Source organism: Rhizobium indigoferae, assembly GCF_034554815.1.
In the GTDB taxonomy this organism is placed as follows: domain Bacteria; phylum Pseudomonadota; class Alphaproteobacteria; order Rhizobiales; family Rhizobiaceae; genus Rhizobium; species Rhizobium leguminosarum.
The window spans coordinates 3,822,268-3,843,985 of the sequence record NZ_CP140635.1 but is presented as its reverse complement, the minus strand read 5'-3'; the positions used below and the strand labels follow the sequence as shown (position 1 = coordinate 3,843,985).

Genomic DNA, 21,718 nt, shown 5'->3' with positions numbered 1-21,718 from the left:
TCTGTGGCGGTTTGTTCCCGGATGAAAAGGTGACGCGAAAAAGCCGCTTTCGCAAATTCATTTATCAGAAAGACGGTATCGGAAATTCCGATATCAGCGGATGCGGCCGGATCGTAAGCTTTCGGCGATACCGACGAAGTCGCGCGCCGCCTGCGGCAGGCTGGAGCCCTTGCGCCAGACCATGCCGACCTGGACGACCGGCAGCGAACCGGAGACGTCGCGGCTCTCGATGCGGTCGCCTTCCAGCGACCATGGACGGTAGACGAGATCGGGAAGCAGGGCCACGCCAGCGCCTGTTGCAACCAGGCTGCGCACCGCCTCCACCGAGCGGGTGCGGAAGGCGACATGCGGGCGGGCGCCGAGTGCTGAGAGCAGCTTGCCGGTATTCTCCTCGATTTCGTCGACCGTCAGCATGATCAGCGGTTCGCGGGCGATGTCGGCGACCGAGATGATGTCGGCCGATACCAAGGGATGGCCCATCGGCAGCCATAGTCGATAGGGCGAGGTTTCCAAGATCTCCGCCTGCAGCGCCATGCGGTCGCGCAGGTTTGATATCACCATGACGGCGACATCAAGTTCGCCGCCGACCAGGAGATGTTCGAGGTAACCACCATTGTCCTCGATGGCGCTGACCTCGATGCCCGGACAGGCGCGCCGATATCGCGCCAGCAGGTCGGAGAGGACGTAGCCGGCGACGAGCGAAGTGACGCCGATGTTTAGCGTGCCGGAGAGGGCGCTTTGCTGGCCGGAAAAGCTGGTCCTTGCATCGGAGACGGAGGCCAGGATCTTCGTCGCATGACGCAGGAACTGGTGGCCGTTATGGGTGATCGTCAGGCCGCGCGGATGGCGCTCGAAGAGTTCGACGCCGAGGTCGGTTTCGAGCTCCTTTAGTGCTTCCGTCACCGAGGATTGCGAGATCGAAAGGTTCTGTGCGGCTCGCGTCACCGAACCCTGTTCGGCGACGGCGACGAAATATTGAACCTGGCGAAGCGTGAAGGCCATGGGCGTTTAGAGCATGGCGGAATAGGCCGTGGCAAGCGACCCAAAAAAGCGGACCTTTTTTGGTGTTTTCTCAAAATGGCGCAGGCTTCACACGCCCACTTAAACTTTCGGAAACGTCATTTCTTTAGCGTTCTCAACACTTGTCCTGCGTTGGAGTTTCAGATGGCGGAGCAGTTGGCGTGAAGGCCTTACTGCGCATCTTCCGGCCTTCCCGGAAATTGGCAATCATCATCGGTGGAGTCGCTCTTCTGGCGGGCGTTTCCGGCGGTGCGGCGGTCTATGTCGGCAAGGACAGGCTGATCGGTGCAACTGGTGGTGGCTACGGGCTCGAATGCAGCGACGTCAACCTGGTGACGATCCGGAAGCAGGACCACGTCTGGGTGCGCAAATACATCAAAACCGAACCGACCGACGGGATGACGCGCGTCAAGACCGCGCTTCGTGTCGCCCAGGCCGTTTATGCCGCGCAGAAGCCGGATCTGGTCCAGGTGGTGGTGCTCGACGAGAACGGCCCGACCTTGCGTGCGGATATTCGCGGCCGGGCGATCGGCGCCGATGTCGTCTATATCCCGCATCCCGACAAGACCGTTCCCGGCCTCGACGACAAGTCCTATACGGCGCGCTACTACGACGGCAAGGCCAGTGAAAACGGGCTGTTCTTCGGCGAGCGGATTGAGATGCCACTCGACGAGATCGCCATGATCAGCGCTGGTTTCAAGGACCCCGAGGATTGCGTCGACCCGGTCGCGGTTGGCTCGACGAAGAACGGGGAAAAGGGCAAGGAAAAGAAGCCGGCAGGCGGCGCACATGGCGCAGCACCGGCAGCCGAAAGCGAAGCGGCGCCTGCCGAGAACGCGGGTGCCGATGTGGTGGCGGAAGCGCCGGCCGAAGAGCCGCCGGCGGAAACTGCACCATCTCAGGCCCATTGAACGAACAGCATGAAAAAAGCGGAGCGCCGGCTACAGCGCCGCGCGTCTTTTCGGACGCGCAAAGGACGCTGTAGCACTTTGAGTTGCTGCATAATTTATCCTTAAATCGATCCCGATTTAAGGAATTATGCAGTTGCACCCCGCTTCGATTTTTTGCTTTTCTTCCGGTCAGTCGGCTTTGCTGCGGCGGGCCGGGAAGAGGATGACGTCGCGGATCGACGGCGCATTGGCCAGAAGCATGATGAGACGGTCGACGCCGATGCCGAGGCCACCGGCCGGTGGCATGCCCTGGTCGATGGCGTCGAGGAACTCCTCGTCCAGCTGCTTTTCCTTTTCGCCGCGGGCATGCGCCTGTTCGAGCTGCTCGACCATGCGGCGGCGCTGCTCTTCGGGATCGTTGAGCTCCGAGAAGGCGTTGCCGAGTTCCCAGGCGTTGCAATAGGTCTCGAAGCGCTCGACCAGGCGCGGCTCGCCCGGCACTTCCTTGGCGAAGGGCGAAATGTCCTTCGGGAAATGCGTGACATGCGACGGCTGGATCAGGGTGGATTCGACCTTTTCCTCGAAGATGAAGGCGAGGCATTCGCCCCAGGTCCAATCCTTCTCGACCGCAAAACCGGCAGCCTTGGCGGCGGCGCGCGCCTCTTCATCGGTCTTGATGGCGAGGAAATCGATGCCGGTCGCTTCCTTGACGGCATCGGGCATCGGCACGCGCTTGAACGGACCCTTGAAGGACATGGTCTTGTCGCCGAAGGGGAATTCCGTCGCGCCGTGAATGGAGAGCGCTAAGCTCTCGAACAACCGCTCGACGAGGTCCATGATGTCCTCGTAGTCGGCATAGGCCCAGTAACACTCCATCATGGTGAATTCGGGATTGTGCCGGGTGGAGACGCCTTCGTTGCGGAAGTTCCGGTTGATCTCGAAGACCTTGTCGGTCAGCCCCGACACCAGCGTGCGCTTGAGGAACAGTTCCGGCGCGATGCGCAGGTACATGTCGAGTTTCAGCGTGTTGTGATGGGTCTTGAACGGCTCGGCGGTGGCGCCGCCATAGACCGAATGCAGCATCGGCGTCTCGACTTCCATGAAGCCGTCATTTTCCATGAAGCGGCGGATGCCGGAGAGGATCTTCGAGCGCTGCTGGAAGCGGAGCTTCGAATCCTCGTTGGTCATGATGTCGAGATGGCGCTTGCGATAACGCAGCTCGATGTCGGAGAGACCGTGCCACTTCTCGGGCATCGGCAGCAGCGACTTCGTCAGCATGGTGATCGTCTGCGCGTTGATCGTCAGCTCGCCACGCTTGGTGCGGCGCACGATGCCGGTGACGCCGATGATGTCGCCGATGTCGATCATCGGCAGCAGGGCGCGGGCTTCCTCGCCGGTGACATCCTTGTGTGAGAAGATCTGGATCTTGCCGGAGGCGTCATGGAGATCCATGAACATGCCGGAGTTGCGCGAGGAATAGACGCGGCCGGCGACGGTGACGACATCCTGCGTCTCGGTGTCCGGCTCCAGGCTCTCGTATTTCGCGGTAAGCTCGGCGTTGCCCATCGTGCGGTGAAAATGCGCCGGATAGACCTCGCCGACCTGCTCGCGCAGCAGCTTCAGCTTCTGGGCGCGCACTTCCGTCGCGTCGGAGGAAAGGGTGTTTTCGGTCTTGTTGTCAGCCATTGTCGAAATCCTCTGACTGTTCTTACTTCGAGCCGACGAGGGCGGCGACCGCCTGCGAGGCGAGCTTCAGACGCTGACGCACGACGGACCGGCCGAGGATCGCCATGGAATCGAAAAGCGGCAGGGAACGCGATGAGCCGGATACGGCGACGAAGAGCGGCGAGACCACGACCTTCAGCTTCTTGCCCATGCGGTCGGCGATCGCGCGCAGCTCCGCCTCGATCGTCTCGACGTTCCATTCCAGGATCTTTTCGAGATCCGGCTGAACGGTGTTGAGGATCTCCAGGATCTCCTCCGGCGGTGACTTGATCTTGGCGAAGTCGGAAGGCTGCAGGCCGAGATCGGACTTCAGCAGGAAGCCGGCGAGATCGGGCAGTTCGCCGAGCTTGGAAATGCGCGTCTGCGACAGGCGCAGACCTTCCTTCAGACGGTCGTTTTCCATCGCCCAGGTCAGCACACGCGCCTGGAACTCCTCTTCGGACAGCTTCTCGCGGATCCAGCGGCCATTGAGCCAATCGAGCTTTTGAATGTCAAAGATCGCACCGGCCTTGGAGAGGTTTTCCGGGTCAAACTTCTCGGAGAGCTCGTCCATCGTCAGGAGCTCTTCGCCCTCGGCGATCTGGACGAAGAACAGACCGAGGAAGTTCATCAACGCTTCGGGAATGTAGCCAAGCGCGGAATAATAGGAGATCGAGGTCGGGTTCTTGCGCTTCGACAGCTTCGACTTGTCGGCATTGCGCATCAGCGACAAGTGCATGAAGACCGGCTGGTCCCAGTCGAAATAGCGATAGAGCAGGATGTGCTTCGGCACGGAGGCCAGCCATTCTTCGCCGCGTGCGACGTGAGTGATCTTCATCAGATGGTCGTCGATGACGTTGGCCATATGATAGGTCGGCATGCCGTCGGCCTTGATGAGCACCTGCATGTCGACCGAATCCCACGGAATGGAGACATCGCCGTAGACGCCGTCCGTGAAGTCGCACGAGCCTTCGGCCGGAATCTTCATGCGGATGACGGTCGTCTCGCCGGCGGCCATGCGCGAGGTGACTTCCTCGGCCGTGAGGTTGAGGCAGAGACCATCGTACTTCGGCGGCTTGCCGGCGGCGCGCTGGGTTTCGCGCATCTGCTCCAGCCGCGCGGGTGTGCAGAAGCAGCGGAAGGCATGGCCCTTGTCCAGCAATTCCTGCCCGTAAGGCTGGTACATTTCCTTGCGGTCGGACTGGCGATAGGGGCCGTAGGGGCCGCCGATATCGGGGCCTTCCTTCCATTCCAGACCGCACCATTTCAGCGCGTCCAACACCTTCGTCTCGAATTCCGGGGTCGAGCGCGTCGCATCGGTATCCTCGATACGCAGGATGAACTCGCCGCCGTGCTTCTTGGCGAAAAGGTAGTTGAAGAGAGCGATGTAAGCGGTGCCGACATGCGGCTCGCCGGTCGGCGAGGGAGCGATGCGAACGCGGACGCCGGTAGCTGTCCCGGAAACTGTCATTGTGTGTGCCCGTCAATGATGCCGGACGGCTTTCATGGGGAAAGCGACGTTCGGCCGGAAGGATGCAGATATCTTCATCGGCAAACCGGCCGGAAAAGGGCATGCGCCCGCACTATCCGCCGATCGTCCGTTCGGCTGGCCTTAGGCCATATTCAACCGGGCGCGTCAAGAAAAACCACGCCTGCAAAGGCCTGATGGTGGTGCGTGAGGGCGCGTCGGTTCCGCCGCGCCCTCGTGCCCAAGCCTCAATGCGCGGCGTCGCGTTTTCGCTTGCGGGCGTTGCGTGCGATCATGTTCAGCACCTCGACCAGCGCCGAGAAGGCCATGGCGGCATAGACGTAGCCCTTCGGCACATGGAAGCCCATGCCTTCGGCGATCAGCGTCGTGCCGATCATCAGCAGGAAGGCGAGCGCCAGCATGACGATCGTCGGGTTCCTCTCGATGAAGTTGGCAAGCGGGGTCGCGGCAACAAGCATGACGGTGACGGCGGCGACGACGGCGACCACCATGATCGGCAGATGAGGCGTCATGCCGACGGCGGTGATGATGCTGTCGACGGAGAAGACGAGGTCGAGCAACAGAATCTGGCCGATGGCCGATGCAAAGCCTGTCGTGGCCGACTTGGCGATGAAATCCTCTTCATGGTCCACGGGGTCGACGCTGTGGTGAATTTCCTTGGTGGCCTTCCAGACGAGGAACAGACCGCCGGCAATCAGGATCAGATCCTTCCAGGAGAAGCCGTGGCCGAAGGCTTCAAACAGCGGTTCGGTCAGTTGCACGATCCAGGCGATGGTGCCGAGCAGGACGAGACGCATGACGAGCGCAAGACCGATGCCGATCTTGCGGGCCTTCTCGCGGTGTTCGGGCGGCAGTTTGTTGGTGAGAATGGAAATGAAGATCAGGTTGTCGATCCCGAGAACGACTTCCATCACCACCAGCGTGATGAGCGCCACCCAGGCGGCCGGATCCTGAATGAGCGTCATGATTTCCTGCATCAGCGTATATCCTTTCGCGTCACATGCGTGAATGACGCTCGCAATGTAATGTTGCCGGCCTGCCAAGCAAGCGCAGCAAAGGGTATACGAAACCGATGTGACTTTTATTCCCTAGAACAGGATTTAAGGCCCGGTCGGCCTTAAATTTGAATCCTGTTCTAAATTAAAGAGTTGGAGCATGACGTCGTCCGAAAACCGCTCGCACTTTTCGGCATCATGCTCTGATCGGCAACCAGATTTCGGTGACGCCCATGCCCGTATAGGGGTCAAAGCGCTCGTCATAGCGTTCGAACATGTCGGGTGTCTCGCCGTGCTCCAGGCCCGAGGTCGGCCACCATGCGCCAAAAATCCGGTTCATCGTCGCCGGAATGCCGGAGACGTGGCCGCGATGGGCAAAGACGACGTAGCGCTGGCCTGGAAGCTTGAGCGTTGCAAAATCTCCCGGCAGATCGTCGGCATCGGAGATTTCGACCGCGGCCATATAGCGGAATTTCTCCGCTTCGCCGTCGATATGCGTGCAGATGCCGTAGGCGACATTGCCTTTCTGACCGGAGATATGACCGAAATGGGCATTGAACTTCTGCCAGAGAGAGGGAATGGCGGCGTTGCCGCCATAGGGGTAAATCTCCTGCAAGCCGGCAAACAGCATCGGTTGGAGGGTTTCGAAGCGGGGCGGTTCGAGGTCGTTGAGGTGGGCAGGGTCCATTCTGATCGGCTCCAGCAAGACAAGGTTACGGGCGTGCCCCTGTCTGCGCACCGCATCCGGCGTCATGCCGAACTGGTCGCGGAAGGCACGGGTGAAGGCCTCGTGCGAGCCGTAGCCCGCGCAAAGCGCAACCTCGAGAATGGTGGATGAACCGCCGATCAGTGTGGGCACGGCGCGGCTGAGGCGCCGCCCTCTTATATAGCCGCTGATCGAGTGGCCGGTGACGAGCCCGAAGACGCGCGACAGATGGCAGCGCGACAATCCGGCTGCTTCCGATATCTCTTCCAGCGATATATCGCTTTCGAAATGGCTCTCGATGAACCAGATCGCCCGCCCGACGGCGCTCATCCTCACTCTCCTACAACACCGCGCGTCTTTTTGAGAGGCGCAGAGGACGCTGTAACACTTTGAAGTGCTGCATAATTTTATCCTTAAATCGATTCCGATTTAAGGAATTATGCAGTGTTGCAGCTTCTTCCTTAAAGAAAAGCCGGCAGCCGGATTTGATCGCTATTGCGGGATTTTGGTCGATGGAGTGCGGCGGTCTAGGGTGCAGTCAGGCGGTCTCGTGCCGGCGCACGCCATAGGCGGCCATGAAGACCCGGATCGCGCCGCGGATGACGCGCTCGATTTCGTCACGCGGCGGCGGCTCTTCCATGCTTCCGAACAGGCGGAGTTTGAAGAAACTACCGCTGGCGAGATCGAGAAACTGGCCGGCGGCGAGATCGATGTCATCGATCTCCAGCCTGCCTTCGGCGATTTGCCGTTCCAGGAAGTCGCGCATGATGGTGCGCAGGTTTACCGGGCCCTTGAAGAAGCGTTGACAGAGCACCGGCATGCGGTCGCGAACGCCGAGAACGGTGCGCATGGCGTTGATGACCTTCTCATCGGTCATATGGGTCACGAAGCTTATCCCGAATTCGTACAGGCCGGCTTCAGGATCGTCATGTTCGGCAAGCGCCGTGCGCACGGCCGCCACGAAGGCGGCGCGCTCGGTCTCGATCATCGCCGAAAACAGCTCTTCCTTGTTGGTGAAATAGACGTAGAGCGTTCCCTTGGAGACTCCGGCCTCGCGCGTCACGTCATTCATGCTGGCGGCATCGAAACCCATCTTCATGAAGACGCGCTTGGCGCCGGCGAGGATCTGTTGGCGCTTGGCCGGATCTTCGCCTGCGGCAAATCGGCCTCCGGCAGCGGGAGGACTGAATACGGCGGCGTGGTCGGGTTTCAGCGTCATGTCCTCTTAACCGTGTTGACGGTTTCGCATTTTCTTTAAAGAAATCGAACCGTTTGGTTCTATACATCTTGATATGACGATAAAACAGGTTTAAGTCAACTGAACCGAACCGTTCAGTTCGATTATTTACTCCAAGATCGGTAAAGTGGTTATGTCGAGCAACCAGAAGAGCAACGTCGCGCGTATCGTCAGCGAAAACGCCGGGACCGAAGAGGTAAAGGCCGAGGTTGCGGCCGTTGCAGAAGCTCCGACGGCGGAAGCCCGCGAAGTACCTTCCGCTCCCGCGCAGTCGGCGCCGGCTTCGGTCGCCGCCGCACCTGCGGCAGCAAAGAAGCGCCGCAGCCCGGTGCTGCCGATCGTCGTGCTCGCCCTTCTCGCAGGCGGCGGCTGGTATGGTTACGAATGGTGGACGAACGGCCGCTTCATGGTGTCGACCGACGACGCCTATATCGAAGGCGATATCGCAACGATTTCGCCGAAGGTCACGGGCTACGTCGCGAAGGTGAACGTTGTCGCCAACCAGGAAGTCAAAGCGGGCGACGTGCTTGCCACGCTTGATAACGGCGACTATCAGAACGCCCTCGACTTGGCCCAGGCCCAGATCGTCACCGAACAGCTTTCGCTGCAGCGTATCGACGCGCAGATCGAAGGCGCGAATGCGAGCCTCGTGCAGGCGCAGGCGCAGAAGGTGGCACTCGAAGCGGCCGTTCGCGGTGCCGAGATCACTCAGAAGCGCCAGAGCGACCTTCAGGCGAAGTCGGTCGGCACCGCCGCCGATCTCGACAACGCCAATATCGCCCTCGACCAGGCCAAGGCCAATCTTGCCGGCGGCGACGCCAACATCACCGCTGCACAGGCCAACATCACCATCCTCCAGGCCCAGCGCAAGGAAGCGGAAGGCTCGGTCCGTTCGCTGGAAATCTCGCGCGACAAGGCCGTCCGCGACCTTTCCTTCACCGTGCTCAAGGCGCCTTATGACGGCATTGTCGGCAACCGCTCCGTCCAAGAAGGCGACCTCGTCTCTCCCGGCCAGCGCCTGATGGCACTCGTTCCAGTGCGCCAGCTCTACATCGACGCCAATTTCAAGGAAACGCAGATCCAGCATCTGGTGCCGGGTTCGAAGGTCAACGTCCAGGTCGATGCCTATAGCGATCATCCTGTTGTCGGCACCGTCGAATCGATCTCACCGGCCTCCGGCTCGGTGTTTTCGATGCTGCCGCCCGAAAACGCCACGGGCAATTTCACCAAGGTGATCCAGCGGGTGCCAGTGCGCATCGCGCTGCCGCAGGATGCGCTCGACAGCGGGCGTCTGCGCGCGGGCCTGAGCGTCGTCGTCGACGTCGACACCCGTACGGCGCCGAGCAAGTAAGCCTTTAGAGCAATTCCTGCAAAAGTGTGCAGGCGGTTTTGCACCCGGAATTGCGTGAAAACAAAGAGATAGAGCAATTCCGTAATTCGAAGAAAAACGGAATTGGTCTGGAAAGGCGGAGGTGGTCTGATGGCCGGGAGCGCGACAGCAACAGCGGGGACGATTCCGGCAGCGCCTGCTCATGCCGACGAGCGCATGGACCCGAAGAAGCTCATCGCCTTCTTCGCGATGGTGCTCGGCATGTTCATGTCGATCCTCGACATCCAGATCGTTTCGGCCTCGCTTGCGGAGATCCAGGCTGGCCTTTCGGCCGGCAGCGACGAGATCGGCTGGGTGCAGACGTCCTATCTGATCGCGGAAGTGATCATGATCCCGTTGTCTGGCACGTTGGCGCGCATCATCTCGACGCGTTATCTCTTCGCGATCTCGGCCGCCGGCTTCACCATGGCGAGCGCGCTGGCGGCGACGGCGACGAATATCGACCAGATGATCGTCTATCGGGTCATCCAGGGCTTCATCGGCGGCGGCATGATCCCGTCGGTCTTCGCGGCCGCCTTCACCATCTTCCCGCCGTCGAAGCGCAGCATCGTCTCGCCGATCATCGGCCTGATCGCGACGCTGGCGCCGACTATCGGCCCGACGGTCGGCGGTTATCTCAGCCATGCCTTTTCCTGGCATTGGCTGTTCCTCGTCAATATCGTTCCCGGCATCATCGTCACGATCGTCACCTGGAACTTCATCGATTTCGACAAGCCGGAACTGTCGCTCTTCAAGAAGTTCGACTGGTGGGGGCTGATCTCGATGGGCGTGTTCCTCGGCGCGCTGGAATATGTGCTCGAAGAGGGCAATTCGAACGATTGGTTCAACGACAGTTCCATCACCATCGCAGCGGTTGCCTCCGGCGTTGCAGCCATCGTCTTCTTCTATCGCGCCTTCACGGTGGATTTTCCCGTCGTCGATCTCAAGGCTTTCGCGAACCGGAATTTTTCCTTCGGCTCGGTGTTTTCTTTCGTCATGGGCATCGGCCTCTATGGCCTCACCTATATCTATCCGGTCTATCTCGGGCGCATCCGTGGATATGACTCATTGATGATCGGCGAGACGATGTTCGTCTCCGGACTTGCGATGTTCTTCACCGCGCCGATCGCCGGCCGGTTGTCGACCAAGATGGACCTGCGCCTGATGATGGTGATCGGCTTCGTCAGTTTCGCTGCCGGCACTTTCATCATGATGCATCTGACGGCGGATTGGGATTTCTACGAACTGTTCATCCCGCAGATCCTGCGTGGCTTCGGGCTGATGATGTGCATGGTGCCGATCAACAACATCGCGCTCGGCACGATGCCGCCCTCGCGCATGCGCGGCGCGTCCGGCCTGTTCAATCTGACCAGAAACCTCGGCGGCGCCGTCGGCCTTGCCGTCATCAACACCGTGCTCACCAATCGGCAGGACGTGCATTACGAGCGGCTGCGGGAGAATATGGATTGGGGCAATCCGGCGGCGATCGACCAGATGAACAACATGGCCGCCAATTTCAATACCTATGGCATGGATGGCGCCTCGGTCGCGATCAAGCAGATGGTCGGTCTTGCCACCAAGCAGGCGATCATCCTCTCCTTCAGCGACGTGTTCCTGATCCTGACCGCACTCTTCCTTGCCATGATCCTCGGTGTCGCGATGATCAAGAAACCCGCGCCGCAAGGCGGGGGAGGCGGTGGCGGCCACTGACCTCCGGCCTGCCGCCCCTTGAAAAGGCCCTCTTCGGAGGGCCTTTTTGTTTGCTGTTTTCTGGCCTCCGTGCCATCAGGCAGATAAGCGCCGGCCGGATCGGTGCGAAGCGGACGGCAATACCGGAAAACAATGCGGAAATTGGCCTATTCGATTTTTTGATTTACGTACATCAAAATTGGCGCTAATGGTCTCGTCAGGAGGAATGATGAGGCCAACAGTTCACGATATCGCCGCTGCCGCCGGTGTCAGTCTCGCGACTGTCGACCGGGTTCTCAATCAGCGCCCCGGTGTGCGCCACGTCACGCGGGAAAAGGTCGAGACCGCGATCCGCGAGCTCGGTTATGTCAGAGACGTCGCCGCCGCCAATCTTGCCAAGGGGCGCACCTATCCGCTGGTCTTCATCCTTCCGGCCAGCGACAATTCCTTCATGTACGGGCTCAATGCCGAAATCCGGCAGGCCGCTCTCCGCTCGCCGGCCGAGCGTACCGATATCCGCACCATCGAGGTGCCGGCCTTCGATCCGGCCGCCCTCGTCTCCGTGCTCGAAGGGCTTTCCCAGGGAAAACCTTGTGGCATCGCACTGGTCGCAACCGATGCGCCTGAGGTGCGCGCCGCCGTCGACCGGCTGGTGCGCGAGCGCTTTCCCATCGTTACCCTGGTTTCCGATCTCACGGGCTCGCTGCGCCATCACTATGCCGGCGTCGACAATATCGCGGCCGGCCGTACAGCCGCCCGACTGCTCGGTCGATTTCTTGGGCGGCGAAAGGGCGAGATCGCTGTGCTCGCCGGCTCCATGCTGGTGCGCGATCATCGCGAGCGGCTGGAGGGCTTTAGCGCAGTCATGGCCGAGGAATTTCCTGATCTGGCGATCCTGCCGGTTCTCGAAGGCCGCGACGACCCCGAGGTCGCCCACATGCTCGTCGCTGACGCGCTTTCGAGGAATGCCGGAATCATCGGCGTCTACAGCCTCGGCGCCGGCAATCGCGGCCTGATCCGGGCTCTGAAGGAGAAGGCCGTCGACCGCATACTGACCGTGATTGCCCACGAGCTGACCGCCCATACGCGTGCAGCACTCATCGACAACACGATCGACGCGATCCTCAACCAGGATGCCGGCCATGAGGTGCGCAGCGCAATCCGCGTGCTGAAAGCCAAGGCGGACGGGCTTGCCGTCATCGAAGCGCAGGAGCGCATCCGCCTCGACATATTCCTGAAAGACAATCTGCCGTAACGGCAAAGGGAGAAATACCACATGTATCTGGGTCTCGATCTCGGAACCTCCGGCGTCAAGGCGATGCTGATCGACGGTGATCAGAAGATCGTCGGCTCGGCCAATGGTTCGCTCGACGTCTCGCGTCCGCATTCCGGCTGGTCGGAGCAAGAGCCGGCCCACTGGGTGCGCGCCACGGAGGAGGCTGTCGCCGGCCTCAAGGCAAAACATCCGAAGGAGTTAGCTGCGGTCAAGGGCATCGGCCTTTCCGGCCAGATGCACGGCGCAACGCTCATCGATGCCTCCGACAAGGTCCTGCGCCCCTGCATCCTCTGGAACGACACCCGCAGCTATGTCGAGGCCGCGGCACTCGATGACGATCCGCGCTTTCGCGCGCTCACCGGCAACATCGTCTTTCCCGGCTTCACGGCGCCGAAGCTCGCCTGGGTTGCAAAACATGAGCCCGATGTCTTCGCCAAGATCGCCAAGGTGCTCTTGCCGAAGGACTACCTGCGTCTTTGGCTGACTGGCGAATATATCTCGGAAATGTCGGATTCTGCCGGCACTTCCTGGCTCGACACCGGCAAACGCGCCTGGTCCTCCGAACTGCTCGCCGCCACCAAGCTTTCCGAGGAGCAGATGCCGGCGCTTGTCGAAGGCACCGAGCAGGCCGGCAAGCTCCGGTCCGAACTGGCGGCGCAATGGGGTATATCAGGTGATGTCGTCGTTGCCGGTGGTGCCGGCGACAATGCGGCTTCGGCCTGCGGCATGGGCACGGTCAGCGATGGCGCCGCCTTTGTCTCGCTCGGCACATCAGGCGTACTTTTTGCCGCGAACGGCTCGTATCTGCCGAAGCCGGAAAGCGCCGTGCATGCCTTCTGCCACGCGCTGCCGAACACCTGGCACCAGATGGGCGTCATCCTCTCGGCGACCGATGCACTGAACTGGCATTCCGGTGTGACCGGCAGATCGGCCGCCGATCTTACCGGCGAGGTCGGCGACACGCTGAAGGCGCCCACCGGTGTCACCTTCCTGCCTTATCTCTCCGGCGAGCGCACACCGCACAATGATGCCGTCATCCGCGGCGCCTTCATCGGCCTCGAACACGAAAGCAGCCGTATCGTTCTGACCCAGGCAGTGCTCGAAGGTGTCGCCTTCGCCATTCGCGACAATCTCGAAGCGCTGCGCTCGGCCGGCACCGGCATATCCCGGGTCACGGCGATCGGGGGTGGTTCGCGCTCGCGTTACTGGCTGGCGTCGATCGCGACCGCGCTCGGCGTTCCGGTCGACCTGCCGGCCGACGGCGATTTCGGCGCGGCCTTTGGCGCAGCCCGCCTCGGCCTGATCGCAGCAACGGGGGCAGATCCCATTGCCGTCTGCACGCCGCCGGTAACAGCCGGAACGATCGAGCCGGTGTCGGCACTGAGCGGCGCTTATGAGGATGCTTACAAGCGCTACCGCGCGCTCTACCCGGCGATCAAGTCGCTGGCGCATTGATATTTGGGCAGCCGCCGATCCGCCTGCCTGCACCCTCTCCCCAAGGGGAGGAGAGACCAGCAGCGGCGCCTCTTTCCCTCTCGCCAGCGGGGAGAGGGTAGGGTGAGGGGGCCCCACGGAACAACAGACAAGAGTGAACCCAAGGAGAACCAACATGAGCACCGGATTTTTCGGCGATATCCAGAAAGTAAAATACGAAGGCCCGGACAGCACCAATCCGCTGGCCTTCCGCTACTACCAGCCGGACGAGATCGTCATGGGCAAGCGCATGGAAGACCATCTGCGCTTTGCGGTGGCCTATTGGCACACCTTCACCTGGCCGGGCGGCGACCCGTTCGGTGGCCAGACCTTCCTGCGTCCGTGGTTCGAGGACACGATGAAGGCCGCCAAGCTCAAGGCCGACGTCGCCTTCGAATTCTTCTCGCTGCTCGGCTCGCCTTACTACTGCTTCCATGACGCCGACGTGCGTCCTGAGGGCAAGAACTTCGCCGAAAACACCAAGAACCTCAACGAGATCGTCGATTATTTCGCCGAGAAGCAGGCCGCAACCGGCACCAAGCTGCTCTGGGGCACGGCGAACCTCTTCTCCCACCGCCGCTATATGTCGGGCGCTGCGACCAATCCGGATCCTGACGTCTTTGCTTTCGCAGCTGCGACGGTAAAGACCTGCATCGATGCCACGCAGAAGCTCGGCGGCGAAAACTACGTGCTCTGGGGCGGCCGCGAAGGTTACGAGACGCTGCTCAACACCGATATCGGCCGCGAGCTCGACCAGCTCGGCCGCTTCCTCAACCTCGTGGTCGAATACAAGCACAAGATCGGCTACAAGGGCACGATCCTGATCGAGCCGAAGCCGCAGGAGCCGACCAAGCACCAGTATGATTACGACGTCGCGACCGTCTATGGCTTCCTCAAGAAGCAGGGCCTTGAAAACGAGGTGAAGCTCAATATCGAGCAGGGCCACGCGATCCTTGCCGGCCACTCCTTCGAGCACGAGCTGGCGCTTGCCAATGCACTCGGTATCTTCGGCTCGATCGACATGAACCGCAACGACTACCAGTCCGGCTGGGATACCGACCAGTTCCCGAACAATGTTCCGGAAATGGCGCTCGCCTATTACCATGTTCTCGCAGGTGGCGGATTCAAGACCGGCGGCACCAACTTCGACTCGAAGCTTCGCCGTCAGTCTCTCGACCCGGCGGATTTGCTGATCGGCCATATCGGCGGCATGGATTGCTGCGCCCGCGGCCTGAAGGCCGCCGCCAAGATGATCGAGGACAAGGCTCTGTCGCAGCCGCTCGCCGATCGTTATGCCGGCTGGGAATCCGCCGAGGCGCAGAAGCTCTTCCGCGGCGAGTATTCGCTGGATGAGATCACCCACTATGTCGAGAGCCACGACGTGAACCCGCAGCCGAGATCCGGCAAGCAGGAACTGCTGGAGAACGTCGTCAACCGTTACGTTTGATGAAGCGCGCCGGCGGTCATCGACCGCCGGCGCAAGCCTCTTCGGCCGGGCGAGGGCGCAAAGCCTTCAGCCTCTATCGGTTTACCGTTTCGACCAGTTGCGCGATGGGGCTGAGACGGAGTTTCGAACCACCAGATCCGGGCGCAGCAGGATTTCCGTTTCGGTCGGCCGGCCATCGGACAGGAGTTCGAGCAGCAGCGCCATCGCCTGCTTGCCGATTGCCGTTCTCGGCTGGCGGATCGTGGTCAGCGGCGGCGATATGAAGACCGCCTGCGGCACGTCGTCGAAACCGGTTACCGAGAAATCCCGCGGAATATCGTAGCCTCGCGCGCCGAGCCCGATCATGACGCCGATCGCCGTCTGGTCGTTGACGCACATGAAGGCGGTCGGAAGCGTGTCGCGCATGAAAAGCTGTTCAACCGCATGCCGCCCACTTTCGATCGTGCCGTCACCTTCGAGCACGATCCTGGTGTCGGGCGGGATGCCGGCGGCGTCGAGACCGGCATCGTAACCCATGCGGCGCCTGGTATAGGCAAGCCGGGTGCGCGAATCGCCGATGAAGGCGATCTTGCGATGCCCTTCGGCCAGCAGCAGGTCCACCGCTTTCCGAGCGCCCTCGGTATCGTCGACGCCCACATAGGGTATGCCGCCGTTGAAGACGGGCTCGAAAACACCGACGCTCGGCGGCAGCCGTGCGGTCATCGTCTGATGCCCGAACGGCAGGATACCGGTGAAGAGGATCAATCCGGCCGCCTGGTTGGAATTGAAGAATTTCAGATATTCCAGACCGCGCTGGGCATCGTTCTGCGTGTGGCCGATCAGGATGCCGTAGCCGTGCGCGCGCGCTTCGTTCTCCAGCCCGACGAGAATGTTGGAGAAATTGGGATCGCCGATATCGGGCGCCACGACAAGGATCATGTTGGAGCGGCCGAGCCTCAGGCTGCGCGCCATGGCATTGGTGGTATAGCCGGTGATGGCGATCGCCTGGTTGACCTTGAGGCGCGTGGAGTTGGCGACCTTCTCCGGCATGTGGATTGCCCGGGAAACCGTCGCGATAGAGACCTCGGCGATCCGGGCGACGTCTTCGATGGTTGCGGGCGTGGAATTCGACACTGAGCTCTGCCTTGGGCTGTCTTCGCCGCGACACTACACAGACTTGTCGAGAGGTCAAAGGCAGGCTTCAACTGATCTGTGTAAATCAACGATGTAAACCTTTACACGATGTATGTAAAGGTTTACATAAGGCTTCAGAGCGGACGGGGAGCCGCTTTTGGGAGGATCAGATGACCGTGGAGATCGCCGACACCGCACCCGTGGTGCTGTCCGCCAGGCGCATATGCAAATCCTTCAGTGGAGTGCAGGTCCTCTTCAGCGTGAACTTCGATCTCCGCGCCGGCGAAATCCATGCGCTCATGGGTGAAAATGGCGCCGGCAAATCCACGCTTGTCAAGGTTTTGTCCGGTTTCGAACAGCCGAGTTCCGGCGAAATCCTGCTCGACGGCAAGCCCGTCGTTCTGCCGCCCAATGGCGCCGCCGAGGCGCTGGGCATCGTCATCATTCACCAGGAATTCAACCTTGCCGAACATCTGACCGTGACGGAAAGCCTCTTTCTCGGGCGCGAAGTCACCCGTTTCGGCATGCTCGACCGCAAATATATGCGGTCGGAGACACGCAAGGTTCTCGACGTGCTCGGTTCGCATGTCGATGAGAATGCGCTGATCAGCACGCTTTCCATCGCCGACAAGCAGATGGTCGAAATCGCCAAGGCGATCAGCCGCGATGCGCGGGTGGTGTTCATGGACGAGCCGACCGCGGTGCTGTCGCGGGAAGAGACCAATATGCTGTTCAAGCAGGTTCGCAAGCTTCGCGACCAGGGTACCAGCTTCGTCTTCGTGTCCCACAAGCTCGACGAGGTGATGGAATTGACCGACCGCGTCACGGTGCTGCGCGACGGCCAGTGGATCAAGACTTCGGCGACGTCCATTCTGGACGGGGAATCGATCGCACAGCTGATGGTTGGCCGCGAACTTTCCAGCCTCTATCCCGCCAAGGTCGAGCCTGATGTCGACGAGGAGATCGTCCTCAGCGTCGCCTCGGTGTCGACGGGCTATGTAAAGGATGCGAGCTTCGAGGTGCGCAAGGGCGAGATCATCGGTTTTTCCGGCATGATCGGCTCGGGCCGCACCGAACTGATGGAAGCGATCGCCGGATTGCGGACCCGTCTCGAGGGCGAGGTGGTCATCAAGGGGGAAACTGTTCCCTCCGGCGACGTGCATGCCGCCAATCGCTGCGGGCTCGCCTACATGACCAAGGACCGCAAGTCGAAAGGTCTGCTGCTGCGCTCCGGCATGGTGACCAATCTGACGCTGCAATCGCTCGGAAGGCACGCTCGTCACGGCTATCTCAGCCCAGGCAGCGAGGCGGCCGCGATGGCAAAGGCCAAGCGCCGCTTCGATATTAGGGTTCGCGACGGCAATATCGTCGCCGGCCGGATGTCGGGGGGGAACCAGCAGAAGCTGCTGCTGGCCAAGGTCATGGAGACCGATCCTGATATCATCATCATCGACGAGCCGACGCGCGGCATCGATGTCGGCACCAAGCAGCAGATCTATCATTTCATCTCGGCGCTCGCCCGGGACGGCCGGTCGATCATCGTCGTGTCCTCGGAGATGCCGGAGGTCATCGGCCTCTGCACGAGAGTGGCGGTGATGCGCGAAGGGCGTATCGTCGGCGTGCTCGAAGGAGACGAGATTTCCGAGCAGGAGATCATGCGTTACGCCGCCGGGCTCAAGAAGAAGGCGGCCGCCTGAAGGCTGAAGCAGGGCTTTACCGATCAGGACGACACATAAGATGCCCAGAAAATATGGGACGGGAGGTTGGTTTTGGAAATGAGTGTCAACGAGGAGACCAGGGAAATCCGGCGCCGATCCTGGCGGGATGTCGACCTGCGTGCGGTCGCGCCCTTCGTCGCCCTGGCGCTGCTACTGATCGTCGGAGCCCTGGTCAATCCGAATTTCATCGGCATTACCAACCTTGCCAATGTCGCGACGCGCAGCGCTTTCATCGCCATCATCGCGGTCGGTGCGACCTTCGTGATATCAGCAGGCGATCTCGACTTGTCTGTCGGCTCGATGGTGGCCTTCGTCGCCAGCCTGATGATCCTGCTGATGAATTCGGGCGCCATCGAAAACCCGGCTTTGATGCTGACGGTCGCCGCCGTCTTCACCATCGTCGCCGGCGCGCTCTGCGGTCTGGCAAACGGCCTGATCACGACGGTCGGCAGGATCGAGCCCTTCATCGCGACGCTCGGCACGATGGGCATCTATCGCGGCCTGACGACATGGCTGTCGCAGGGTGGCGCGATCACGCTTCGCTCCGCCGATATCCAGACGCTCTATCGCCCTGCTTACTTCGGCAATGTCGCCGGCATACCGGTGCCGATCGTGGTGATCCTGGCAGTGACGGCGGTTGCGGCCTTCATCCTCTATCGCACCCGCTACGGGCGCCACGTCGTCGCTGTGGGATCAAACAGCGATGTCGCCCGCTATTCAGGTATCGCGGTCAATCGCGTCAGGACGATCGCCTTCGTCATCCAGGGACTGTGCGTCGCCATCGCCGTGCTGCTCTATGTTCCCCGTCTCGGCTCGACGTCGGCGACGACGGGCATCCTGTGGGAGTTGCAGGCGATCACGGCCGTCGTCGTCGGCGGCACGGCGCTCAAGGGCGGCGCGGGCAGGGTCTGGGGCACGATCTGCGGCGCCTTCATTCTCGAACTGGTCGGCAACATCATGCTGCTTTCGAATTTCATCAGCGAATATCTGATCGGCGCCATCCAGGGTGCGATCATCATCATCGCCATGTTCGTCCAGCGCTCGCTGGTGCGCAAATCATGAATTGACCGGGCTTGCAATTGATCGGGCTTACAGGGCGTCCGGTCCCGATATGGAAAAGTCCCTGAATTATTGGGAGGAAATAGCATGCGTAAATTGATGTTGGGCCTGGCGGTTGCGGCGGTGACCTTCGCCGGCGCCGCTCACGCCCAGGACAAGAAATTCACGATCGGCGTGTCCATTCCGGCCGCCGACCACGGCTGGACGTCGGGCGTGGTGTTCCATGCCGAACGCGTTGCCAAGCTGCTGATGGCCGAACATCCCGGTCTCAACGTCATCGTCAAGACCTCGCCGGACGCCGCAAGCCAGGCCAACGCCGTGCAGGATCTCGATACGCAGGGCATCGACGCCCTCGTCATCCTGCCGTCGGATCCGGATCCGCTCGTCAACGCCATCAAGGAAGTCAAGGGCAAGGGCAAGTTCGTCGCCCTCGTCGACCGTGCGCCGAGCAACAACGACAATTCCGTGCGCGATCTCTATGTCGCCGGCAACAACCCAGCTCTCGGCGAAGTCGCCGGCAAATACATCAAGGACACCACGCCGGATGCCGAAGTGGTCATCATCCGCGGTCTGCCGATCCCGATCGACCAGCAGCGCCAGGACGGCTTTGACAAGGGCATTGCCGGCTCGAACGTCAAGGTTCTTGACCGCCAGTACGGCAACTGGAACCGCGACGATGCCTTCAAGGTCATGCAGGACTACCTGACCAAGTACCAGAAGATCGACGTCGTATGGTGCCAGGACGACGACATGGCCGTCGGCGTTCTGCAGGCGATTGAGCAGGCCAAGCGCACCGACATCAAGTATGTCGTCGCCGGTGCCGGCTCAAAGGACATGGTCAAGAAGGTCATGGATGGCGACAAGCTGATCCCGGTCGACGTTCTCTATCCGCCGGCAATGGTCGGCACGGCGATGGAGCTGACGGCGGCGGCACTTTACGACCAGGTCCCGGTTCACGGCAGCTACATCCTCGACGCGACGCTCGTCACCAAGGACAATGCCAAGGACTTCTACTTCCCGGATTCTCCGTTCTGATCCATTCATTGGAGATGTGCGCCCATTCGAAAGGATGGGCGCATTTTTTATGCTTTCCATAGAGCGGGTGGCCGAAAATGCTGCACGTACCTCTTGCCCGCCAAAGCCCATCATGATTAGCTCGCCGCCATATCGCATCTGGCTTCGCGCCAAATCACGAGCCAAGGGCGAGGAGGCGCCTTGCTCCCGCCAAATTGCGTGCTACAACACTTTCAGAAACGTTTACGGTCGATATTCAGGGAGGAATCTGACATGAAGACGATCAAAGGCCCCGGCCTTTTCCTTGGCCAGTTCGCGGGCGATACTGCTCCTTTCAACTCGTGGGACGCGATCACCAAATGGGCGGCCGACATCGGTTACAAGGGCGTCCAGGTGCCGACCTGGGCCAGCCAATTGATCGATCTGAAGAAGGCTGCCACGTCCAAGGACTATTGCGACGAATTCGCCGGCAAGGCGCGCGAAAACGGCATCGAAATCACCGAACTCTCCACTCATCTGCAAGGACAGCTCGTCGCCGTTCACCCGGCCTATGACGAAGCCTTCGACGGGTTTGCTGCACCGGAGGTGCGCGGCAATCCGAAGGCGCGTCAGGAATGGGCGGTCGAGCAGGTCAAGATGGCGCTGACGGCATCCAAAAACCTCGGGCTCAAGGCGCATGCGACCTTCTCCGGCGCGCTTGCCTGGCCCTTCATCTATCCCTGGCCGCAGCGTCCTGCCGGTCTGGTCGAGACCGCCTTCGACGAACTCGCCCGCCGCTGGACGCCGATCCTCAACCATGCGGACGAGAACGGTATTGACGTCTGCTACGAGATCCACCCGGGCGAAGACCTCCATGACGGCATCACCTTCGAGATGTTTCTGGAGCGGGTGAAGAACCATCCGCGCGCCAACATGCTCTACGATCCTTCGCACTACGTCCTGCAGTGCCTCGATTATCTCGACAACATCGACATCTACAAAGACCGCATCAAGATGTTCCACGTCAAGGATGCTGAGTTCAATCCGACCGGTCGCCAGGGCGTCTACGGTGGCTATCAGGGCTGGGTCGAACGCGCCGGCCGGTTCCGTTCGCTCGGCGACGGCCAGGTCGATTTCGGCGCGGTGTTCTCGAAGATGACGGCGAATAATTTCGACGGCTGGGCCGTGGTCGAATGGGAATGCGCGCTGAAGCATCCGGAGGACGGTGCCCGCGAAGGCGCCGAATTCGTTGCCGCCCATATCATCCGCGTCACCGAAAAAGCCTTCGACGATTTCGCCGGCAGCGGCACGGATCAGGCGGCGAACCGGCGGATGCTGGGGCTCTAAGCTTCTATTCCCTTCTCCCGGGTGGGGAGAAGATGCCCGTAAGGGCAGATGAGGGGGATGAGGAGCGATAGCGACGAATGCCTTGAGCGACAAGCGAAAGGCATATCTGTCGCCAGGCCCCCTCATCCGGCCCTCCGGGCCACCGACCGGGGTTGAGCCACGGGGCTCAATCCGTCCTTCGAACCCCCGAGGG

General features: G+C 61.1%; 17 protein-coding genes. 10 read left to right on the top strand and 7 right to left on the bottom strand.

Annotated features, from left to right (window positions below; translation table 11 throughout):
* Positions 1-93: 93 nt before the first annotated feature.
* On the bottom strand, positions 94-1,002 hold the full coding sequence (locus U5G49_RS19035; RefSeq protein ID WP_003566676.1) for a LysR family transcriptional regulator: 909 nt from the start codon (positions 1,000-1,002) through the stop codon (positions 94-96).
* A gap of 179 nt (positions 1,003-1,181) precedes the next feature.
* Here U5G49_RS19035 and U5G49_RS19030 point away from each other — a divergent pair, with 179 nt between their 5' ends.
* Positions 1,182-1,931, top strand: a complete 750-nt coding sequence (locus tag U5G49_RS19030) for a hypothetical protein (RefSeq protein ID WP_018243631.1) — start codon at positions 1,182-1,184, stop codon at positions 1,929-1,931.
* Between the two features lie 168 nt (positions 1,932-2,099).
* On the opposite strand, the gene lysS is transcribed toward U5G49_RS19030, so the two are convergent.
* The 5 genes from lysS to U5G49_RS19005 form a co-directional block, all read right to left on the bottom strand.
* Complete coding sequence (gene lysS / locus U5G49_RS19025) at positions 2,100-3,596, bottom strand: lysine--tRNA ligase (protein WP_193444333.1); 1,497 nt, start codon at positions 3,594-3,596, stop codon at positions 2,100-2,102.
* Positions 3,597-3,618: 22 nt separating this feature from the next.
* Positions 3,619-5,085, bottom strand: a complete 1,467-nt coding sequence (gltX, locus tag U5G49_RS19020; protein ID WP_018243629.1) for a glutamate--tRNA ligase — start codon at positions 5,083-5,085, stop codon at positions 3,619-3,621.
* A gap of 245 nt (positions 5,086-5,330) precedes the next feature.
* Positions 5,331-6,080 (bottom strand): TerC family protein, encoded by a 750-nt coding sequence (locus U5G49_RS19015; protein ID WP_026188530.1) that lies wholly within the window; start codon positions 6,078-6,080, stop codon positions 5,331-5,333.
* A gap of 214 nt (positions 6,081-6,294) precedes the next feature.
* Positions 6,295-7,134 (bottom strand): AraC family transcriptional regulator, encoded by an 840-nt coding sequence (locus tag U5G49_RS19010; protein WP_193444332.1) that lies wholly within the window; start codon positions 7,132-7,134, stop codon positions 6,295-6,297.
* Positions 7,135-7,342: 208 nt separating this feature from the next.
* Complete coding sequence (locus U5G49_RS19005; RefSeq protein WP_193444331.1) at positions 7,343-8,023, bottom strand: TetR/AcrR family transcriptional regulator; 681 nt, start codon at positions 8,021-8,023, stop codon at positions 7,343-7,345.
* 151 nt (positions 8,024-8,174) lie between these two features.
* On the opposite strand from U5G49_RS19005, the gene U5G49_RS19000 reads away from it, so the two are divergent.
* From U5G49_RS19000 to xylA, 5 genes are all read left to right on the top strand, one after another.
* Positions 8,175-9,392 carry an HlyD family secretion protein gene (locus U5G49_RS19000; protein ID WP_028733938.1) on the top strand — a complete coding sequence of 406 codons (1,218 nt, stop codon included), beginning with the start codon at positions 8,175-8,177 and terminating at the stop codon, positions 9,390-9,392.
* 129 nt (positions 9,393-9,521) lie between these two features.
* Complete coding sequence (locus tag U5G49_RS18995; protein ID WP_018243623.1) at positions 9,522-11,120, top strand: DHA2 family efflux MFS transporter permease subunit; 1,599 nt, start codon at positions 9,522-9,524, stop codon at positions 11,118-11,120.
* Positions 11,121-11,328: 208 nt separating this feature from the next.
* Entirely contained in the window at positions 11,329-12,354 is a 1,026-nt protein-coding gene (locus U5G49_RS18990) for a LacI family DNA-binding transcriptional regulator (protein ID WP_193444365.1), read from the top strand.
* 21 nt (positions 12,355-12,375) lie between these two features.
* Positions 12,376-13,830, top strand: coding sequence for a xylulokinase (xylB, locus tag U5G49_RS18985; protein WP_193444330.1), 1,455 nt, complete (start codon positions 12,376-12,378; stop codon positions 13,828-13,830).
* A gap of 154 nt (positions 13,831-13,984) precedes the next feature.
* Entirely contained in the window at positions 13,985-15,295 is a 1,311-nt protein-coding gene (gene xylA / locus U5G49_RS18980) for a xylose isomerase (RefSeq protein ID WP_193444329.1), read from the top strand.
* An 81-nt stretch (positions 15,296-15,376) separates the two neighbouring features.
* Here xylA and U5G49_RS18975 read toward each other — a convergent pair whose 3' ends face one another.
* A complete protein-coding gene (locus U5G49_RS18975) occupies positions 15,377-16,408 on the bottom strand; it encodes a LacI family DNA-binding transcriptional regulator (RefSeq protein ID WP_028733942.1) in 1,032 nt (343 codons plus the stop codon).
* 170 nt (positions 16,409-16,578) lie between these two features.
* Here U5G49_RS18975 and U5G49_RS18970 point away from each other — a divergent pair, with 170 nt between their 5' ends.
* The 4 genes from U5G49_RS18970 to U5G49_RS18955 all read left to right on the top strand — a co-directional run bounded on the left by U5G49_RS18970 (position 16,579) and on the right by U5G49_RS18955 (position 21,525).
* Positions 16,579-18,105: a sugar ABC transporter ATP-binding protein gene (locus U5G49_RS18970; protein WP_168298710.1), complete on the top strand. Its 1,527-nt coding sequence runs from the start codon at positions 16,579-16,581 to the stop codon at positions 18,103-18,105.
* 78 nt (positions 18,106-18,183) lie between these two features.
* Positions 18,184-19,188, top strand: a complete 1,005-nt coding sequence (locus tag U5G49_RS18965; protein ID WP_003552935.1) for an ABC transporter permease — start codon at positions 18,184-18,186, stop codon at positions 19,186-19,188.
* Positions 19,189-19,272: 84 nt separating this feature from the next.
* Entirely contained in the window at positions 19,273-20,220 is a 948-nt protein-coding gene (locus U5G49_RS18960) for a substrate-binding domain-containing protein (protein ID WP_018072728.1), read from the top strand.
* A 252-nt stretch (positions 20,221-20,472) separates the two neighbouring features.
* Positions 20,473-21,525 (top strand): sugar phosphate isomerase/epimerase family protein, encoded by a 1,053-nt coding sequence (locus U5G49_RS18955; RefSeq protein WP_012759029.1) that lies wholly within the window; start codon positions 20,473-20,475, stop codon positions 21,523-21,525.
* The last annotated feature ends 193 nt before the right edge of the window (positions 21,526-21,718 follow it).

Coding starts and splice junctions, on each gene's coding strand:
- U5G49_RS19005 (WP_193444331.1), bottom strand. CDS start 8,023: ATGACGCTGAAACCCGACCACGCCGCCGTATTCAGTCCTCCCGCTGCC.
- gltX (WP_018243629.1), bottom strand. CDS start 5,085: ATGACAGTTTCCGGGACAGCTACCGGCGTCCGCGTTCGCATCGCTCCC.
- U5G49_RS18990 (WP_193444365.1), top strand. CDS start 11,329: ATGAGGCCAACAGTTCACGATATCGCCGCTGCCGCCGGTGTCAGTCTC.
- U5G49_RS19010 (WP_193444332.1), bottom strand. CDS start 7,134: ATGAGCGCCGTCGGGCGGGCGATCTGGTTCATCGAGAGCCATTTCGAA.
- U5G49_RS19015 (WP_026188530.1), bottom strand. CDS start 6,080: ATGCAGGAAATCATGACGCTCATTCAGGATCCGGCCGCCTGGGTGGCG.
- U5G49_RS18955 (WP_012759029.1), top strand. CDS start 20,473: ATGAAGACGATCAAAGGCCCCGGCCTTTTCCTTGGCCAGTTCGCGGGC.
- U5G49_RS18960 (WP_018072728.1), top strand. CDS start 19,273: ATGCGTAAATTGATGTTGGGCCTGGCGGTTGCGGCGGTGACCTTCGCC.
- xylA (WP_193444329.1), top strand. CDS start 13,985: ATGAGCACCGGATTTTTCGGCGATATCCAGAAAGTAAAATACGAAGGC.
- U5G49_RS18965 (WP_003552935.1), top strand. CDS start 18,184: ATGAGTGTCAACGAGGAGACCAGGGAAATCCGGCGCCGATCCTGGCGG.
- U5G49_RS19000 (WP_028733938.1), top strand. CDS start 8,175: ATGTCGAGCAACCAGAAGAGCAACGTCGCGCGTATCGTCAGCGAAAAC.
- lysS (WP_193444333.1), bottom strand. CDS start 3,596: ATGGCTGACAACAAGACCGAAAACACCCTTTCCTCCGACGCGACGGAA.
- xylB (WP_193444330.1), top strand. CDS start 12,376: ATGTATCTGGGTCTCGATCTCGGAACCTCCGGCGTCAAGGCGATGCTG.
- U5G49_RS19035 (WP_003566676.1), bottom strand. CDS start 1,002: ATGGCCTTCACGCTTCGCCAGGTTCAATATTTCGTCGCCGTCGCCGAA.
- U5G49_RS18970 (WP_168298710.1), top strand. CDS start 16,579: ATGACCGTGGAGATCGCCGACACCGCACCCGTGGTGCTGTCCGCCAGG.
- U5G49_RS18995 (WP_018243623.1), top strand. CDS start 9,522: ATGGCCGGGAGCGCGACAGCAACAGCGGGGACGATTCCGGCAGCGCCT.